13 protein-coding genes and 1 pseudogene are annotated in these 15495 nt (G+C 71.5%); 3 read left to right on the top strand and 11 right to left on the bottom strand.

Going from position 1 to position 15495, the window contains the following annotated elements; genetic code table 11:
• Positions 1 to 15: 15 nt before the first annotated feature.
• From AB9M23_RS16075 to AB9M23_RS16065, 3 genes are read right to left on the bottom strand one after another with little or no spacing between them, the layout of a single operon-like run.
• Positions 16 to 2283: an RNA degradosome polyphosphate kinase gene (locus AB9M23_RS16075; protein WP_372425580.1), complete on the bottom strand. Its 2268-nt coding sequence runs from the start codon at positions 2281 to 2283 to the stop codon at positions 16 to 18.
• A 56-nt stretch (positions 2284 to 2339) separates the two neighbouring features.
• A complete protein-coding gene (locus AB9M23_RS16070) occupies positions 2340 to 3089 on the bottom strand; it encodes an HdaA/DnaA family protein (RefSeq protein WP_372425579.1) in 750 nt (249 codons plus the stop codon).
• On the bottom strand, positions 3082 to 4185 hold the full coding sequence (locus AB9M23_RS16065; protein ID WP_372425578.1) for an AI-2E family transporter: 1104 nt from the start codon (positions 4183 to 4185) through the stop codon (positions 3082 to 3084). Before AB9M23_RS16065 ends, AB9M23_RS16070 begins: the two co-directional genes overlap by 8 nt.
• Positions 4186 to 4574: 389 nt before the next feature.
• On the opposite strand from AB9M23_RS16065, the gene AB9M23_RS16060 reads away from it, so the two are divergent.
• Complete coding sequence (locus AB9M23_RS16060; protein ID WP_372425577.1) at positions 4575 to 5516, top strand: L-histidine N(alpha)-methyltransferase; 942 nt, start codon at positions 4575 to 4577, stop codon at positions 5514 to 5516.
• Complete coding sequence (locus tag AB9M23_RS16055) at positions 5513 to 6763, top strand: MFS transporter (protein ID WP_372425576.1); 1251 nt, start codon at positions 5513 to 5515, stop codon at positions 6761 to 6763. Before AB9M23_RS16060 ends, AB9M23_RS16055 begins: the two co-directional genes overlap by 4 nt.
• Positions 6764 to 7173: 410 nt before the next feature.
• Here AB9M23_RS16055 and recA read toward each other — a convergent pair whose 3' ends face one another.
• The 8 genes from recA to flgB form a co-directional block, all read right to left on the bottom strand.
• Positions 7174 to 8265: a recombinase RecA gene (recA, locus tag AB9M23_RS16050; RefSeq protein WP_372425575.1), complete on the bottom strand. Its 1092-nt coding sequence runs from the start codon at positions 8263 to 8265 to the stop codon at positions 7174 to 7176.
• 319 nt (positions 8266 to 8584) lie between these two features.
• On the bottom strand, positions 8585 to 11116 hold the full coding sequence (gene cckA / locus AB9M23_RS16045) for a cell cycle histidine kinase CckA (protein ID WP_372425574.1): 2532 nt from the start codon (positions 11114 to 11116) through the stop codon (positions 8585 to 8587).
• A gap of 32 nt (positions 11117 to 11148) precedes the next feature.
• Positions 11149 to 12216 (bottom strand): flagellar biosynthesis protein FlhB, encoded by a 1068-nt coding sequence (gene flhB / locus AB9M23_RS16040; protein ID WP_372425573.1) that lies wholly within the window; start codon positions 12214 to 12216, stop codon positions 11149 to 11151.
• 13 nt (positions 12217 to 12229) lie between these two features.
• Positions 12230 to 12991 carry a flagellar biosynthetic protein FliR gene (gene fliR / locus AB9M23_RS16035; RefSeq protein WP_372425672.1) on the bottom strand — a complete coding sequence of 254 codons (762 nt, stop codon included), beginning with the start codon at positions 12989 to 12991 and terminating at the stop codon, positions 12230 to 12232.
• Positions 12992 to 13085: 94 nt separating this feature from the next.
• Entirely contained in the window at positions 13086 to 13352 is a 267-nt protein-coding gene (locus AB9M23_RS16030; protein ID WP_029029366.1) for a flagellar biosynthetic protein FliQ, read from the bottom strand.
• 43 nt (positions 13353 to 13395) lie between these two features.
• A complete protein-coding gene (gene fliE, locus AB9M23_RS16025; protein ID WP_372425572.1) occupies positions 13396 to 13725 on the bottom strand; it encodes a flagellar hook-basal body complex protein FliE in 330 nt (109 codons plus the stop codon).
• A 26-nt stretch (positions 13726 to 13751) separates the two neighbouring features.
• Complete coding sequence (gene flgC / locus AB9M23_RS16020; RefSeq protein WP_372425571.1) at positions 13752 to 14162, bottom strand: flagellar basal body rod protein FlgC; 411 nt, start codon at positions 14160 to 14162, stop codon at positions 13752 to 13754.
• Between the two features lie 16 nt (positions 14163 to 14178).
• Complete coding sequence (gene flgB, locus AB9M23_RS16015; protein ID WP_372425570.1) at positions 14179 to 14577, bottom strand: flagellar basal body rod protein FlgB; 399 nt, start codon at positions 14575 to 14577, stop codon at positions 14179 to 14181.
• A gap of 296 nt (positions 14578 to 14873) precedes the next feature.
• On the opposite strand from flgB, the pseudogene AB9M23_RS16010 reads away from it, so the two are divergent.
• Positions 14874 to 15495: pseudogene (locus tag AB9M23_RS16010) on the top strand (hypothetical protein); the annotation flags it as partial.

Raw genomic sequence — 15495 nt, 5'->3', positions numbered from 1 at the left:
GGGTGGGATGATGCTCTAGCTCCTCGCCCGCCGGCGCCGCGACAGCTCCCGCGGGCTCGACGTCTTCAGCGACTTTCCACGACCCGAGAGGCTCGGGTTCGTCATGAAGAACTTGTGCGCGTTGAAAGGTTCCTCGTCCGCGTCCGGAACGATGCGCTCGCTCGACCCGTCGGGCAGGACGCGCCAGCTCTGCTGGTTGTCGAGCAGGTTCGCGAGCATGATCTGATCGAGCACCTGCTGGTGCACGGTCGGGTTCGTGATCGGCAGGAGCGCCTCGACGCGCCGGTCGAGGTTGCGCTGCATCAGGTCCGCGGACGAGATGTAGACGTGCGCCTTGGCGTGCGGCAGACCGTGGCCGTTGCCGAAGGCGTAGATGCGCGAGTGCTCGAGGAAGCGCCCGACGATGGACTTCACGCGGATGGTCTCGGACAGGCCCGGGATGCCGGGCCTGAGGCAGCAGATCCCGCGCACGACGCAATCCACCTGCACGCCGGCGGCGGAGGCGTCGTAGAGCGCGTCGATGATCTGCGCGTCGACGAGCGCGTTGCACTTGAGCCAGATCGCCGCCGGCCGCCCCGCCGTCGCGTGGGCGATCTCCTCCTCGATGTGCTGGAGGAGCCGCTTCTTCGCCGTCACCGGCGAGACCGCCATGCGCTCGAGTTCGGCGGGCTCGGCGTAGCCGGTGATGTAGTTGAAGATTCGCGAGACGTCGCGGGCGATCACCGGGTCCGCGGTGAAGTACGACAGGTCGGTGTAGATGCGCGCCGTGATCGGGTGATAGTTGCCCGTGCCCACGTGGCAATAGGTCACGAGGTTTCCCCCCTCGCGCCGCACCACCATCGACAGCTTGGCGTGGGTCTTGAGCTCGATGAAGCCGAACACGACCTGGGCCGAGGCCCGCTCGAGGTCGCGTGCCCAGCGGATGTTGGCTTCTTCGTCGAAGCGCGCCTTGAGCTCGACGAGCGCGGTCACGGACTTGCCGGCCTCCGCCGCCTCCGCGAGGGCCGCCACGATGGGCGATTGCGAGGAGGTGCGGTACAGCGTCTGCTTGATGGCCACCACGTTGGGATCCCGCGCGGCCTGTTCCAGGAAGCCGACGACGGCGTCGAAGCTCTCGTAGGGGTGGTGGACGACGATGTCCTTCTCGCGGATCGCGGCGAAGGCGTCCCCGCCCTTCTCGCGGATGCGCTCGGGGAAGCGCGGCGCATACGGCTTGAACTTCAGCTCCGGCCGCTCGAGCCCGACGATCTGCGAGAGGTCGTTCACGGCGAGCATGCCGTCGACCTTGAAGACCTCGTCGGGGGCGACGTCGAGCTCGTCGGAGACGAACTGGGCGAGATCATCGGACATCGAGGCCTCGATCTCGAGACGGATCACGCTGCCGCGCCGGCGCTGCTTGAGCGCCGTCTCGAAGACACGCACGAGATCCTCCGCCTCCTCCTCGATCTCGAGGTCGCTGTCGCGGATCACCCGGAAGCACCCCTGGCCGATTCGCTCGTAGCCCGGGAAGAGCCGCGAGGCGTGCATCTCGATCGCCTGCTCGAGCGCCACGAAGCGCAGGCCGGCCCCGCCGTCCGGCAGCTTGATGAAGCGGTCGATCTTGAGCGGCAGGCGGATGAGCGCGTTGAGCAGCCGCCCGTCGCTGCGGCGGCGCAGCTTGAGCGCGATCGTCATGCCCAGGTTGGGGATGAACGGGAAGGGGTGCGCCGGGTCGATGGCGAGCGGGGTGAGGATCGGGAAGACGTGGTGGAGGAAGTGGTCCTCGAGCCAGGCGCGCTCGGCCCCGTCGAGGTCCCCCTCCCCGACGATGGCGATGCCCTCCTCGAGCAGCTCCGGTGCCAGGGCCCGCCACCGGGCCTGCTGGTCGCTGGCCAGCGTCGAGACCGCCTGCGCGATCCGCGCGAGCTGCTCGGAGGGGGTGAGCCCGTCCTGGCTCACCGCGGAGACGTTGGAACGCACCTGCCCTTTCAGGCCGGCGACGCGCACCATGAAGAACTCGTCCAGGTTGTTGGCCGAGATCGACAGGAAGCGCAGCCGCTCCAGCAGCGGATGATTGGGGTTCTGCGCCTCCTCCAGGACCCGCCGGTTGAACTGCAGCCACGAGAGCTCGCGGTTGACGAACCGATGCGGCGTGCCGCGCAGGTCGGCGCCCTCCGGCGCCTCGCCCTTCTGCACCGCGGGCGGGTTCTCCACCTCGGCGATCGCCTGAACTTCCTCGCGGGTGATGTTGGCGCGCAAGATTCTCTCCCCGTCGTCGCATCGGCGCCCCCACTCGAACGCCATCGATGTGACGGGGTGATGATAGAGGCAAGGCCGGGCGGGCGGAAGGGCGCGGCCGGTCAGGCCCGACCTCGATCGGGCCCCGCCTCGACCGCGGCGCCGCCGGCGTCCTGCGCCCCCTCCTCTCCGGTCAGCCGCGCGAGGTACTGCGCCGCCATCGGCCGCGTGATTCGCCGCTTGGCCGAGAGCGCCTCGGCATCGAGCGCCGCCACCGCCTCGCCCGCCGCGGCGAGCGAGCGCTCGAGGCGCAGGGCGAGGAAGTCCACGACGCTCGTGTCGACGACGAGCTGGCGATCGAGGAAGAGCTTGACCAGCACGGCCTTGAGCAGCCCGTCGTCCGGCGCCGCGAGCCGCGCGACCGGCGCGAGCCGCAGCCGCGAGAGGAGGTCCCGGGTGGCGATGCCCCAGGCCTCCGGCGGGCTCGCCGCCGTGATCAGGACGCAGCCACCGCGCTCGCGCACCCGGTTCAGCAGGTGGAACAGAGCCGGCTCGTCGAGCGGGCCGGCGTCCGCGTCCTCGAGCAGGATCGCGCCCGCGGCCGCGAGCCGCGGCACGTCCTCCTCGCGCACGAGGCGCGCGGCGATGCGCACGGGGCCGGCGCGGGCGGCCCAGATCGCGCCGAGATGCGTCTTGCCGGAGCCGCGCGGCCCCTCGAGACGCAGCACCGGGTCGCTCCAGCGCGGCCAGGCCTCGATCGCCGCGTAGGCCGCCTCGTTCGAGGGGCCGACGAGGAAGTCCTCCTCGGCGTGGCTCGGTGCCCCGGCGAGGTCGAGGGGGAGCTGGCGCATGCGCCCGCCCGGCTCAGCCATCCCCGTCCTCCGCCGGGCGCTGCGGCCCGCGCCCGAGCGCCGGATCGTAGAACGGGCTCTCCAGGTAGCGGCCGATCGCGAAGCGGGTGAGCACGCCCACCATCGCCGCGAGCGGGACGGCGAGCAGCAGGCCCACGAAGCCGAACAGCGAGCCGAAGGCGAACAGAGCGAACATCAGCCAGACCGGGTGGATGCCCACCGCCCCGCCGAGCAGCTTCGGCGAGAGGAAGTTGCCCTCCACGAACTGGCCGAACAGGAAGATCGAGAGCGTCGCGACGATCCAGATCCAGTCCGGCCAGAACTGGACGATGGCGACGCCCACCGAAAGGAGCAGCCCCGTGATCGAGCCGACGTAGGGGATGACCGACAGGAGCCCGGCCACGAGCCCGATCAGCGCCCCGAAATTCAGCCCTATCGCCATCAGCGCGAGCGCGTAGAAGCCGCCGAGGATGACGCAGAGCGTCGCCTGCCCGCGCACGAAGCGCGAGAGCACGTCGTCGATGTCGCCCGCCAGCCGCCGGATGGTGGCGCGGTTGCGCAGCGGGAGCCAGCCGTCGACGGTGGTGACCATCCGGTCCCAGTCGACGAGCAGGTAGAAGGCGATGATGGGTGTGAGTACGAGGAGCGAGAAGACCGAGATCACCGTCTGCCCGCTCGCCAGCAGCGTACCGAGGACGGTGCCGAGGTAGCCCGCCCCGCGCGAGACGATGTCCCCGATGTTGCGCTGGAGCTCCTCGCCCGAGATCTCGACGCCGAGATAGTCGAGCAGCGGCGCGCCGCGCTCGACGAGCAGGCTCTGCAGGCGCGTCACGTAGGCCGGGAGGGTCTCGAGGAACGCGGTCGTCTCGCGGGCGACGAGCGGCAGGATCAGCACCAGCACGAGCACGAACACGAGCACGAAGGCGAGCAGGATCAGGAGCGTGGCCGCGAGCCGCCCGAGCCCGAGCCGCTCCAGCCGGTCCGCCACGGGATCGAGCAGGTAGGCGAGCGCCAGCGCCGCCACGAAGGGCAGCAGGATGTCGGAGAACAGCCACAGGAAGAACGCCGTGGCGACGAACGCGGCGAGCCAGAACCCGGCCTGCTTCTGGATGGTCATCGATCACGCCCCGAAGAGCGCCGGCCCACGCGGGCCGGCGGCGCACGCACAGGGCTACGCCGTGGCGCTTCGGGAGGCAAGACAGCGCGCCGCGGGACACGCGTGCGCCGCGCTTCTGACCTAGCGTCAAGATGGAAAAAGCCCTTGCAACACAGCTTTTGGTTACCTACAAGAACCACGGCAATCTCGAAGCGGAGCGACGAACGGCCATGGACTCGACGACCTCGCACGCCCAGACCCGCCAAGCCTCTTCCTCTTCCTCTTCCTCTTCCTCTTCCTCTTCCTCTTCCTCTTCCCCTCCCGCACCCGCTCCGTCGGCCGCGGACGACCTCGAGCAGCGCGCCTGCCGCTCGCTCGCCTGGTACCTCGGCGTCGACGAGGACCGCATCGTGACGCGGGCGAACAGCCGCAAGTACGCGCCGCAGTCCGGCGACCGCGCCGAGCGCTCGCGCCTCGCGGAGATCTTCGGCCTGATGCGCCGGCTGAACGAGGCGGCGATCGGCGACCCGACGATCGGCGCGACCTCGCACGATCCCGTCGGCCTGCGCGATCTCCTCACGATGGCGGCGCTCGAGGTCTCGCACGCGGCGGGCGGGCAGCGCTATCATTGGGTCGAGCTCGGGCCCGAGCCGACGAAGACCTGCCACATGCTGGAGCGCCTCGCCCGGCTCGGCGTCGCGCCGGCGAGCTACACCGCCGTCGACATCAACCCGGAATCCGCCGAGACGATGCGCGCCGGCGTCTCACGCATCCTGCCGGACGCGCTGGTGCGGCCGCTGACGGTCGACTACGACACGATCGGCGCCGCCGATCTCGCGCTCGACGCGGCGCCGATGGTGATCACCCATCTCGGCTTCCAGGAGGGCAACGACACGCCGGCGAACACGCGCGCGCGGCTGATGCGGCTCACCCGGCCGGGCGACCTCGTCCTCTCGGAGATGCAGGTCGTCGCGGACGGCGCGCTCGGCGGCATCGGCGCCTTCTACGCGCTCCCCGAGATGCGGCGCTTCTCCGAACTGACGGCGCGCTCGGTGACGCGGGCGACGCTCGCGGACTACGCGCATTTCGTCGTGCCGGTCGATCTCGCCGAGTCGCCGCCGGTGCTGGCGGCCGTGTGCGCGCACGAAGTCGACCGGGACGCACGCGGGCGCGCGGACCGCACGCAGGCGGACGAAGCGCCGCTCCCGGCCTGGGTGCTGACCAACGTGTGCATCAAGCTCTCCGACCGGCAATTCCGACGGATCCGCGAGGAGGGCGGGCATTTCGAGGTGCTCTGGCAGGGCCTCACCGGCGACCGCACGATCGCGATCCAGCTCTCTCGGCGGCTGTGAGCGGGACGAGCGGGCGGCGGGGAGACGCCGAGGGAGACGCAAGGAAAGACGCGAAGCGGGGCGACGGGGCGCTGTCGCCCCTCGCGCTCGTTCCCGCCGGCATCGCCATCGTCGGCGCGACCTACGGCCTCGCGCGCTACACCTACGGCCTGTTCGTGCCGCAGATCGGCGCGGCGTTCGCGCTAGACGCCTTCGCGCTCGGCCTGATCGCCAGCGGCTCCTATGCGGCCTACCTGCTCGCGACGCTGTTCGGCTCGACGGTGTCGGCGACGCTGGGGCCGCGCCCGCCGGTCGTCCTCGGCGGGCTCGCGGCGGCGGCCGGCATGGCGCTGATCGGGCTCGCGCCGAACGTCTGGGTCCTGGCCGCGGGCGTCGTGCTCGCGGGGGCGAGCCCCGGGCTCGCCTATCCGCCGATGTCGGACGCGGTCATGCGCCTCGTCGCGGAGCGCCACCAGAACCGCGCCTACGCCTGGATCAATTCCGGCACGAGCTTCGGCGTCATGCTGTCGGGTCCCGTCGCGATTCTGGCGGGGGTGCAGTGGCGCACGGCCTGGCTCGTCTTCGCCGCATTGGCGCTCGCCGCGACGATCTGGAACGCGTTCCTCCTGCCCGGCCGCGGGAGCGCGGGGCCGGCGGCGGGCGCGGCGGCGCGGCCGCCGCGGCTGACGCGGGCGTTCCTGATGCGCCGGGAGGCGCGCCCGCTCTTCGCCGGCGCGTTCGCCTTCGGGCTCGTGACCTCGGTGTTCTGGACCTTCGCCGTCGAACTCGTCGTCGCGCGCGGCGGCCTCGCGCCCGACGCGGGACGCGTGTTCTGGATCCTGATCGGCGTCGCGGGGGTCGCCGGCGGCCTCGCCGGGGATCTCGTGCGCCGCTTCGGGCTCTCGACGGTGCTCGCCGCCGGCACGGTGGCGATCGCGCTCGTGACCGCCATCCTCGCGGCAGCGCCCGGCAGCGCGCCCCTCGTGCTCGCGGGCGGCGCCCTCTACGGGGCGGCCTTCATCCTGGTGACGGGTCTCTACGGCATCTGGAGCGTCAACGTCTTCAACGACCGGCCCTCGGCGGGCTTCGGGGCGACGTTCTTCCTGATCTCGGCCGGCCAGCTGGTCGGGCCGGCGCTCGCCGGGGCGGCGGCGGACGAGGTCGGCCTTCCCGCCGCCTTCTTCGCCGCGGCCGCGCTCGGCCTCGCCGTCGCCGTGCTGCGCCCGACGCACGACGTCCGCGCCATGGCACGAGACGCGCCGCGATGATCGGCGGGAAGCACCGCAGTTCCCGCTCCGCGCAGCCCTCGACCGGCACCGAGCCACCCCGAGCCCCGCGGGATCGGGCCTGCATGGCGGCCGGAGACGGCCCGGGGCCGCGACACCGAGACGAGCGAAGCGGATACGAGCGAAGCCGGCGGGCGGCACCGTGCCGCATCGCCGCCTCGCCGCATCACCGCCTCGCCGCATCACCGCCTCGGGGATGCGCGAGCCTCGGGCTGCGTCACGCCGCGCATGGCGGCGCGGTCCCACCCCGAACTCGCCCACCCCGAACTCGCCCACCCCGAACTCGCCCACCCCGAACTCGCGGATCGCCCGACCCGGTCCGAGGCTCGCTCGTCGCGCGCCGGGCGAGCGCCGAGCCGGGGGACCTCGCCCCCGCGAGAGCGGGTGGCGCGTCAGGCCTCGCCTTCGTCCAGGTCGTCGGCGGTGGGCGTCGCCTCGTCGAGGATGCGGTCGGCCAGCACGCCCGAATTCTGGCGGATGGCGTCCTCGATGCGCTTGGCGACGTCTGGATTGTCCTTGAGGAAGGTCTTGGCGTTCTCGCGCCCCTGGCCCAGCCGCTGGCTGTCGTAGGAGAACCAGGCGCCGGACTTCTCGACGATGCCGCCCTTCACCCCGAGGTCGAGCAGTTCGCCGACCTTGGAGATGCCCTCGCCGTACATGATGTCGAACTCGACCTGCTTGAACGGCGGGGCGACCTTGTTCTTGACGACCTTGACGCGCACCTGGTTGCCGATCGCCTCGTCGCGGTCCTTCAGCGTCGAGACCCGACGGATGTCGAGGCGCACCGAGGCGTAGAACTTCAGCGCGTTGCCGCCCGTCGTCGTCTCCGGCGAGCCGTACATGACGCCGATCTTCATGCGGATCTGGTTGATGAAGATCACCATCGTCTTCGAGCGCGAGATCGAGCCGGTGAGCTTGCGCAGCGCTTGCGACATCAGGCGCGCCTGCAGGCCCGGCTGCACCTCGCCCATCTCGCCCTCGATCTCGGCGCGCGGGGTGAGCGCCGCCACGGAATCGACCACGAGCACGTCCACCGCACCCGAGCGCACCAGCGTGTCCGTGATCTCGAGCGCCTGCTCGCCGGTGTCCGGCTGGGAGATCAGCAGGTCGTCGAGCTGCACGCCGAGCTTGCGGGCGTAGACCGGATCGAGCGCGTGCTCGGCGTCGACGAAGGCGCACACGCCGCCCTTCTTCTGCGCCTCCGCGATGGTGTGGAGCGCGAGCGTCGTCTTGCCGGAGCTCTCCGGCCCGTAGATCTCGACGATGCGCCCACGCGGCAGCCCGCCGACGCCGAGCGCGACGTCGAGCCCGAGCGAGCCCGTCGACACCGTCTCGATCTCGACGAGCGGCTGGTTCTTGCCCATCCGCATGATCGAGCCCTTGCCGAACGCACGCTCGATCTGCGAGAGCGCCGCGTCGAGCGCCTTCGTCTTGTCCTTGTCCATGGGGGAGCCTTCCACCAGCCTCAGCGAGGTCTGAGCCATTTCGCGAATCCCTTATTGCACGGGGTGGAGACGAATCTCAACGCGGCGTCGACCTCCGCAATGTACGCGCTTCGTTCTCTTACGCAAGAGCTAAAACGAAAAGGGAACGGAAAATTCCCGGCGCCGCCGCCGCGCCCGTCGCGCAAGGGTTTGCGGCGCGCCCGCCGGAGACCGCGCGAGACCGCGCGAGCCCGCGGCCGGGTCCACCCGGCGCGGCCGACGCGGGTCGTCGCGATCCGCCGCCCGCGGCGGCGTCCACAGGAAAGGTCCGCGCGAGCCCGGCAGCGCGCACCGCCCACGGCGGGCCGCCGCCGCTCCGTCACCGCCCCATCGTCTCCTTCACCGTCTCCACCAGCTGCTTCAGGGTGAAGGGCTTGGGCAGGAAGGCGAAGTCCTCGCCCTCCGGCAGGTTCTTCTTGAAGGCGTCCTCGGCGTAGCCGGAGACGAACACGACCTTGAGGTCGGGATGCGTCTTGCGCAGCTCGCGCAGGAGCGAGGGCCCGTCCATCTCCGGCATCACCACGTCCGAGACGACGAGGTCGACCGGCGCTTCGGACCTCGCGATCGCCTCGAGCGCCTCGACGCCGGAGGCGGCCTCGAGCACGGTGTAGCCGCGGGCCTTGAGCGCGCGGGAGTTCACCGCCCGCACGGGGTCCTCGTCCTCGACGAGGAGCACGACGCCGTGGCCGGTGAGGTCGGCGTTGGGCCTCGCGAGGGGGCCGAGCCGTGCCGCCGCCACCTCGGCGGAGGTCTGCACGTGGCGCGGCAGGTAGACCTTGAAGGAGGCGCCTTCGCCCGGCGTCGAATCGACGTAGACGAAGCCATTGGACTGCTTGACGATGCCGAACACGGTCGAGAGGCCGAGCCCGGTGCCCTTGCCGATCTCCTTCGTGGTGAAGAACGGCTCGAAGATCTTGTCCATCACCTCGGGCGGGATGCCGGTGCCGGTGTCGGCGACCTCGACGAGCACGTAGTCCGCCGCCGGCATGCCGGGGCGCTCGAGGCGGGCGGCCTCCTCGGCGTGCACGTTCGCGGTGCGGATCGTCAGGCGCCCGCCGTCGGGCATCGCGTCGCGGGCGTTCACCGCGAGGTTGATGACGACCTGCTCGAGCTGGTGCACGTCCGCCTGGATCGGCCACAGGTCGCGCCCGTGGCGCAGATCGAGCTCGACGCGCTCGCCGAGCAGGCGCTTCAGGAGCATCGTCAGGTCGGACATGGTCTCGCCGAGGTCGAGCACCTCGGGGCGCAGCGTCTGGCGCCGCGAGAAGGCGAGCAGCTGGCGCACCAGGCTCGCGGCCCGGTTGGCGTTCTGCTTGATCTGCATGATGTCCTGGAAGGCCGGGTCGGTCGGCCTGTGGTTGGCCAGCAGCAGGTCGGAATAGCCGATGATCGCCTGGAGCACGTTGTTGAAGTCGTGCGCCACGCCGCCTGCGAGCTGGCCCACGGCCTGCATCTTCTGGGCCTGGGCGAACTGCGTCTCGAGCTGGCGCTGCTCGGTCGTCTCGAGCGCGTAGACGATGGCGACCTCGCCCTCCCCGTCCGTCTCGTTGACGGGGCTCGTCCAGATCCGCGCCGAGCGCTCGCCGGGACCGACGATGCCGACCTCGACGGGCTCGGCCGCGCGCGCACTCTCGGCGGCGGCGAGCGCGCCGGCGAGCGACTCGTGGTCGCGCTCCAGCACCCGCTGGACGAGGCGCGGCTCCTCGCCGCCGGGCTCGGCGCGCGGCATCGTGCCGAACAGCCGCACGAACGGGGCGTTGGCGCGCAGGATGCGCCCCTCGCGCCCGAGCGTGGCGATGGCGATCGGCGTATTGTTGAAGAAGCGCGCGAAGCGCACCTCCGCGGCGCGCTGGGCGTCCGCGGACCCCTCCTCGCCCGCCGAGCGGTTGATCACGAGCGTGCGCGAGGCGCCGCGCTCGCCCTCCATGCCGAAGGCGACGCGGTGGTAGAGCCGTGCGGGCAGCGCCTGGCCGGCGCGGCGCGTCATGTCGATGTCGAAGATCTCGGTGCGCACCTCGCCCGGCGCGCCCTCCACCGAGGCGAGCAGGGTCGCCGCGTCGGGGGGCACCATGTCCTCGAGCGCCAGCCCGCCGGAGCCGACCTTGGCGAGGTCGTGGTCGAGCCAGGCGGCGAGCGTGGCGTTCATGTAGGCGACCGAGCCGTCCGGCTCGACGGAGAAGAAGCCCGCCGGCGCATGGTCGAGATAGTCGATGGCGTGCTGGAGTTCCTGGAAGACGTTCTCGTGGCGCTCGCGCTCGTGCGTCACGTCGGCGATCGACCAGAGCACCGCGGGCTTGCCGCCCGGGCGCGGCAGCGGGCGCACGCGCACGCGATACCAGCCGTGGTCACCGCGCCCGCCGAGCGCCGGCGAGAGGCGGATCTCCTCGGCGAGCGCGCGCTCCTCGCGCGCGGCCTGGGCGAGGCGGTAGATCGCCTCCGAGACCTCCGGCGCGCCGAGGAAGAGGCGCTCGACGGTCTTGATCTCGGAGAGTTCGGTGGCGCCCGCGAAGGAGAGATAGGCCTCGTTGGCGTAGGCGACGCGCCCGTCCCCCTCGACCACGACGAGCCCCTCCGACGAGGAATCCGCCATCGCCTTGGTCAGGTCGTTGCGCGTGCCCTGCGCCGAGAAGCCGAAGGCGCCGATGGCGTAGGCCGTGATGAAGAACACGCCGGCCATGGCGAGCAGCGCGAGCAGCGCCGTGATCAGCGGCTGGGCCTGCTCGCTCGTGACGAAGGAGAGGCCGAAGAAGGCACCCGGCAGCACGAGCGCGAGGACGACGAGGAGCCAGATCTTGCCCGGCGTCTCGCTGCGCTCGATCGCCCGCTGCGGCTTGTCGCTCGTGTGAGCCATGTGCGTGTCGCCTGTTCTCGTCGCTCGAGCGGTTATGCCCGACGCCGCCTGAGCCGCAAGACGTAACCGATGACCTCGGCGACGGCGGAGTAGTGTTCCACCGGGATCTCCCGGTCGATCTCGACGGTCGCGTGCAGCGCACGGGCGAGCGGAGGGTTCTCGACGATGGGCACGTCGTGCTCGCGGGCCTTCTCGCGGATGCGCAGCGCCAGCGCGTCGACCCCCTTGGCGACGCAGATCGGCGCCGGCATGCCCTTCTCGTACTTCAGCGCGACGGCGTAGTGCGTCGGGTTGGTGACGATCACGGTGGCCCGAGGCACCGCCGTCATCATCCGCTGGCGGGCGCGCTCCATGCGGATCTGGCGCCGGCGCGCCTTCATCTCGGGCGAGCCTTCGGACTGCTTGAACTCCTCCTTCACCTCGCGCCGCGTCATGCGCTGGCGCTTGAGCCAGGAGAAGCGCTGGTAGAGGAAATCCCCCACCGCGACGAAGAAGAACAGCGCCAGCACGCTGCCGAGCAGCTTCACCGAGAGATCGCGCACCTCGAGGAAGAGCAGCGTCGGGTCCTCCTGCACCAGCGTGTCGACGCGCGCGCGCTCGCCCCACAGGATGACGGCCACGAGCGTGCCGATGATCGCGAGCTTGAGCAGGCCCTTGGCGAAGTTGACGAGCGCCTCCATGCCGAAGACGCGCTTGAAGCCGGATACGGGGCTGATGCGATCGAGCTTGGGCGTCAGCGGCTCGACGGTCCACAGCAGGCGATGCTGCATGCCGCCGCCGGCGAGTCCGGCGACGATGAAGATCGCGAAGGGCGCCGCCAGCGCGATCAGCACGGTGACGATGGCGTCGCGCATCACGGCGAGGTGGCCGGCGCCGTCCGTGACCTGATGCGCGTTGGCGAGGAAGCCCGTCACGCCGTTCGCGATGCGCTCGGCGCTGAAGCCGGAGACGAGCAGCGCCGCGAGGGTGAAGCCACCGAGCACGAAGAAGGTCGTGATCTCCTGGCTCTTGGCGACGTCGCCCTTCTGGATCGCCTGCTCGAGCTTTCGCGGGGTCGGCTCTTCCGTGCGATCGTCGTTCTCGGTGTCCTGGTCCGCCATGGCGCCCTCCCCTCTAGAGGCCGGAGATGGTGGACAGGAAGGCGCGCAGGTTCTCGAGGAACACGCTCATCATCACGCCGACCACGATGGCGAGCACGATGAAGCCGCCGAGGATCGTCGCCGGCAGCGCCAGGAAGAAGACCTGGAGCTGCGGCATCAGGCGCGAGAGGATGCCGAGCCCCAGGTTGAACAGGATGGCGAAGACGATGAACGGCGCGGAGATCTGCACCGCGAGCGCGAAGCCGCGCCCCACCGCCTCGATGCCGAGCCGCGCGACGTCGCCGCTCTCCGGCAGGCCGCCGGGCGGGAGCATGTCGTAGCTCGCCCGCACGGCGGCGATGGCCAGGTGATGGAGGTCGGTGACGAAGATCAGCGTGATGGCGAGCAGCGTCAGGAAGTTGGCGATCGCGGTCTGCTGCCCTCCCGCGGAGGGATCGACCGTCATGGCGAAGCCGAGCCCCATCTGCTGGGCGATGATGGTGCCCGCGGTCTGGAGCGCGCCCACGACCATGCGCACGGCGAGCCCCAGCACGAGGCCCACCAGGATCTCCCCGAACAGGAGCGAGAGCGTCGCCGGTCCGGCGATGCCGCCCGCGGGCTCCACGAGCGGGCGCACGGCGGGATAGACCACGATGGTGAGCAGCACCGCGAAGGCGAGGCGCACGCGCGGCGAGATCAGCTGCTCGCCGAGCCCCGGCAGCAGCATCACGAGGGTGCCCACCCGCGCGAAGGCGAGGAGGAAGGTGGTCGCGACGGCGGGCGAGACGAGCTCCATGGGCCGGTACGATACGAGATTCGCGGGCCGCGCGCGCGGCTCGTGCGCGACCGCCGCGACCGTCGCGGCCGTCGCGATCGCGACCGCGGCCACCTCACCCGCCCGCCACGATGCGCTCGGCGACCCGGGACATGTAGCCCGCGAGCGCGTCGCTCATGAGGGGGAGCATGATCAGCAGCGAGACGAAGACCGCGATGATCTTGGGCACGAAGACGAGGGTCTGCTCCTGGAGCTGGGTGAGCGCCTGGAGGAGCGAGATCGCCACGCCCACGGCGAGCGCGACCAGCATCACCGGCGCCCCGACCTTGAAGAAGGTCATGATGCCGTCGCGGGCGATGTCGAGGATGGCCATGCCGGTCATGGTGGTACGCTTTCCGCGGGTGGTCGTGGTGCCGTCGCCGCCGTCAGATCGGCATGCGCATGATCTCTTCGTAGGCCTGGATGACGCGGTCGCGCACGGCGACGAGCGTGTTGAGTGCGGCCTCGCTCTCGGCCACCGCGGTGACGACGTCGACGACGTCCGCGCGGCCGGCGGCGGCGGCGCTCGCCTGCGCCTCCGCGGCGCGGCCCGCCTCGGCGACGGAGCCGATCGCGCCCTGGACGAGGGCGGCGAAGTCCGGGCGCTCGGCACCGGCGGCACCGCCGATGCGCCCCGCGGCACCGCCCTGCCCCAGACCCGGCGAGAGCCCCTGGATCGAGGCGTAGGCGTTGGCGGCGAACATGTTCGTGGCCATGATGCGTTACCTCGTGGTTCGGCGGTTCAGGCGCGCAGGATCTCGATGGTGCGCGAGAGCATGCGGCGGGTGGCGTTGACGAGGTTGAGGTTCGCCTCGTAGCTGCGCTGGGCCTCGCGCATGTCCATGCTCTCGACGAGCGAGGAGACGTTGGGCAGCTTCACCTGCCCGTCCGCGTCCGCGGCCGGGTGGCCGGGGTCGAAGCGGGTGCGGAACTCGCTCTGGTCCTCGCGCACGCGCCCCAGCGTCACCGTGCGCACGCCCAGCTCGCGATCGAGCTTCTCGACGAAGGTCGGAATGCGCCGGCGGTACGGATCGGCGCCGGGCGTGGCGGCGGTCGAATCCGAGTTGGCGATGTTCTCGGCGATGACGCGCATGCGTCCGGACTGGGCCTTGAGGCCCGAGGCCGCCACAGCGATCGTCTTGAGGAAGTCCATTCGCGCGCTCCTTCACTCAGCGCCGGCCGATGGCCGTGCGCAGCATCGCCAGATTCTTCTCGTAGAGGGACGCGGCGAGCTGGTAGTCGGACTGGTTCTGCGCGACCTTCAGCATCTCCTCCTCCAGGCTCACGGCGTTGCCGGACGGGCGCACCTCGAAGCGCGCGCCGTCGATCTGCGCGGGGGCACGGGGATCGGCCGTGCCGGCCAGGTGCAGCGGGCTCGTGCGCGCCGGGGCGAGCGCCGTGGAGACGCCGCGCCCGTCGCGGCCGAAGCGCGGCTCCGCCACGTCGCGGGGCGCGAAGCCCGGCGTGTCGGCGTTCGCGACGTTCTCGGCGAGCAGCTTCTGGCGCGCCTGATGCCAGTGCATGCGCGTCTTGAGCATCTCGAGGAGAGGCAGGCCGGTGGCGGTCACGGGAGTCGCTCCGGGTGCGTCGCCGCGGCGAAGGCCGCGGGCTCGGGTGTCGGTCGGGGAGGCGCTCTCGCGAATCCGGCCCCGCCTTGGGCAAAATTTGCCGGCATGTTGGTTAACGGCGCGTTAATGGTCTGCCACCGTCTGGTGGTTTCGTGTTAACCGCGCGACGTTTATGGTGCATGACGCGCTCCCGGGCGCGGAACAACTCGCGCGCCCGTCGAGGCCGCCGGACGGGACCTCGCGCCCGGTCGGCGACGCGACGGGACGCCGTTCAGTAGAGAGCGCGACGACCTGCCATGCTCGGCTTCGAGAACACCTCAATCGTCCAGTACCTGATCGCCTTCGCCGTGGTGATGGGGCTCCTCGCCCTGTTCGCGTGGCTGGCGCCGCGGCTCTTGGGCCGGCGGGTGAGCGGCCAGGGCCTCGCCTCCGGCCGCTCCAAGCAGCCGCGCCTCGGCATCGTCGACGTCTACGACCTCGACCGGCAGCGCCAGCTCGTGCTCCTGCGCCGCGACGGCGTCGAGCACCTGCTGCTGATCGGCGGGCCCAACGACGTCGTCGTGGAGAGCGGCATCGGCCGCGCCCCGCCACGGCCGGCGCAGCGCCCCGGCGGCGCGCAGGCGCCCATGCCCGGCCAGGCGCAGATGCCCGGCCAGGCGCCCGGTGCGGCGCCGATGCCGCAGGCCGCTCCGGCGCCCGCCGCGATCGCGCCCGAGCCGGCACCGGTCGCCGCGCCGCCAGCGCTGCCCGCCGCGCCGAGCTACGCGCCGTCCGTCGAGGAGGCGCGCCACCCGGGCGCCGGCGTCTCCAACGCGGCCGTCGCGGCGCGCGCACCCGAGATCGTGGCGCCGGAGACCGTGGCGCCCGTGCCCGTCGCGGTCGAGCCCTTCTCGCCCGCCGCGCCCGCGTCGACGACGC

Source organism: Salinarimonas chemoclinalis (assembly GCF_041514305.1).
GTDB lineage: Bacteria > Pseudomonadota > Alphaproteobacteria > Rhizobiales > Beijerinckiaceae > Salinarimonas > Salinarimonas chemoclinalis.
This window is presented reverse-complemented; position numbering and strand designations above follow the sequence as displayed.

Bases quoted from the DNA above. Each gene is read 5' to 3' on its own strand.
- AB9M23_RS16075 (WP_372425580.1), bottom strand. From the start codon at position 2,283: ATGGCGTTCGAGTGGGGGCGCCGATGCGACGACGGGGAGAGAATCTTG.
- AB9M23_RS16070 (WP_372425579.1), bottom strand. From the start codon at position 3,089: ATGGCTGAGCCGGGCGGGCGCATGCGCCAGCTCCCCCTCGACCTCGCC.
- AB9M23_RS16065 (WP_372425578.1), bottom strand. From the start codon at position 4,185: ATGACCATCCAGAAGCAGGCCGGGTTCTGGCTCGCCGCGTTCGTCGCC.
- recA (WP_372425575.1), bottom strand. From the start codon at position 8,265: ATGGCTCAGACCTCGCTGAGGCTGGTGGAAGGCTCCCCCATGGACAAG.
- cckA (WP_372425574.1), bottom strand. From the start codon at position 11,116: ATGGCTCACACGAGCGACAAGCCGCAGCGGGCGATCGAGCGCAGCGAG.
- flhB (WP_372425573.1), bottom strand. From the start codon at position 12,216: ATGGCGGACCAGGACACCGAGAACGACGATCGCACGGAAGAGCCGACC.
- fliR (WP_372425672.1), bottom strand. From the start codon at position 12,991: ATGGAGCTCGTCTCGCCCGCCGTCGCGACCACCTTCCTCCTCGCCTTC.
- AB9M23_RS16030 (WP_029029366.1), bottom strand. From the start codon at position 13,352: ATGACCGGCATGGCCATCCTCGACATCGCCCGCGACGGCATCATGACC.
- fliE (WP_372425572.1), bottom strand. From the start codon at position 13,725: ATGGCCACGAACATGTTCGCCGCCAACGCCTACGCCTCGATCCAGGGG.
- flgC (WP_372425571.1), bottom strand. From the start codon at position 14,162: ATGGACTTCCTCAAGACGATCGCTGTGGCGGCCTCGGGCCTCAAGGCC.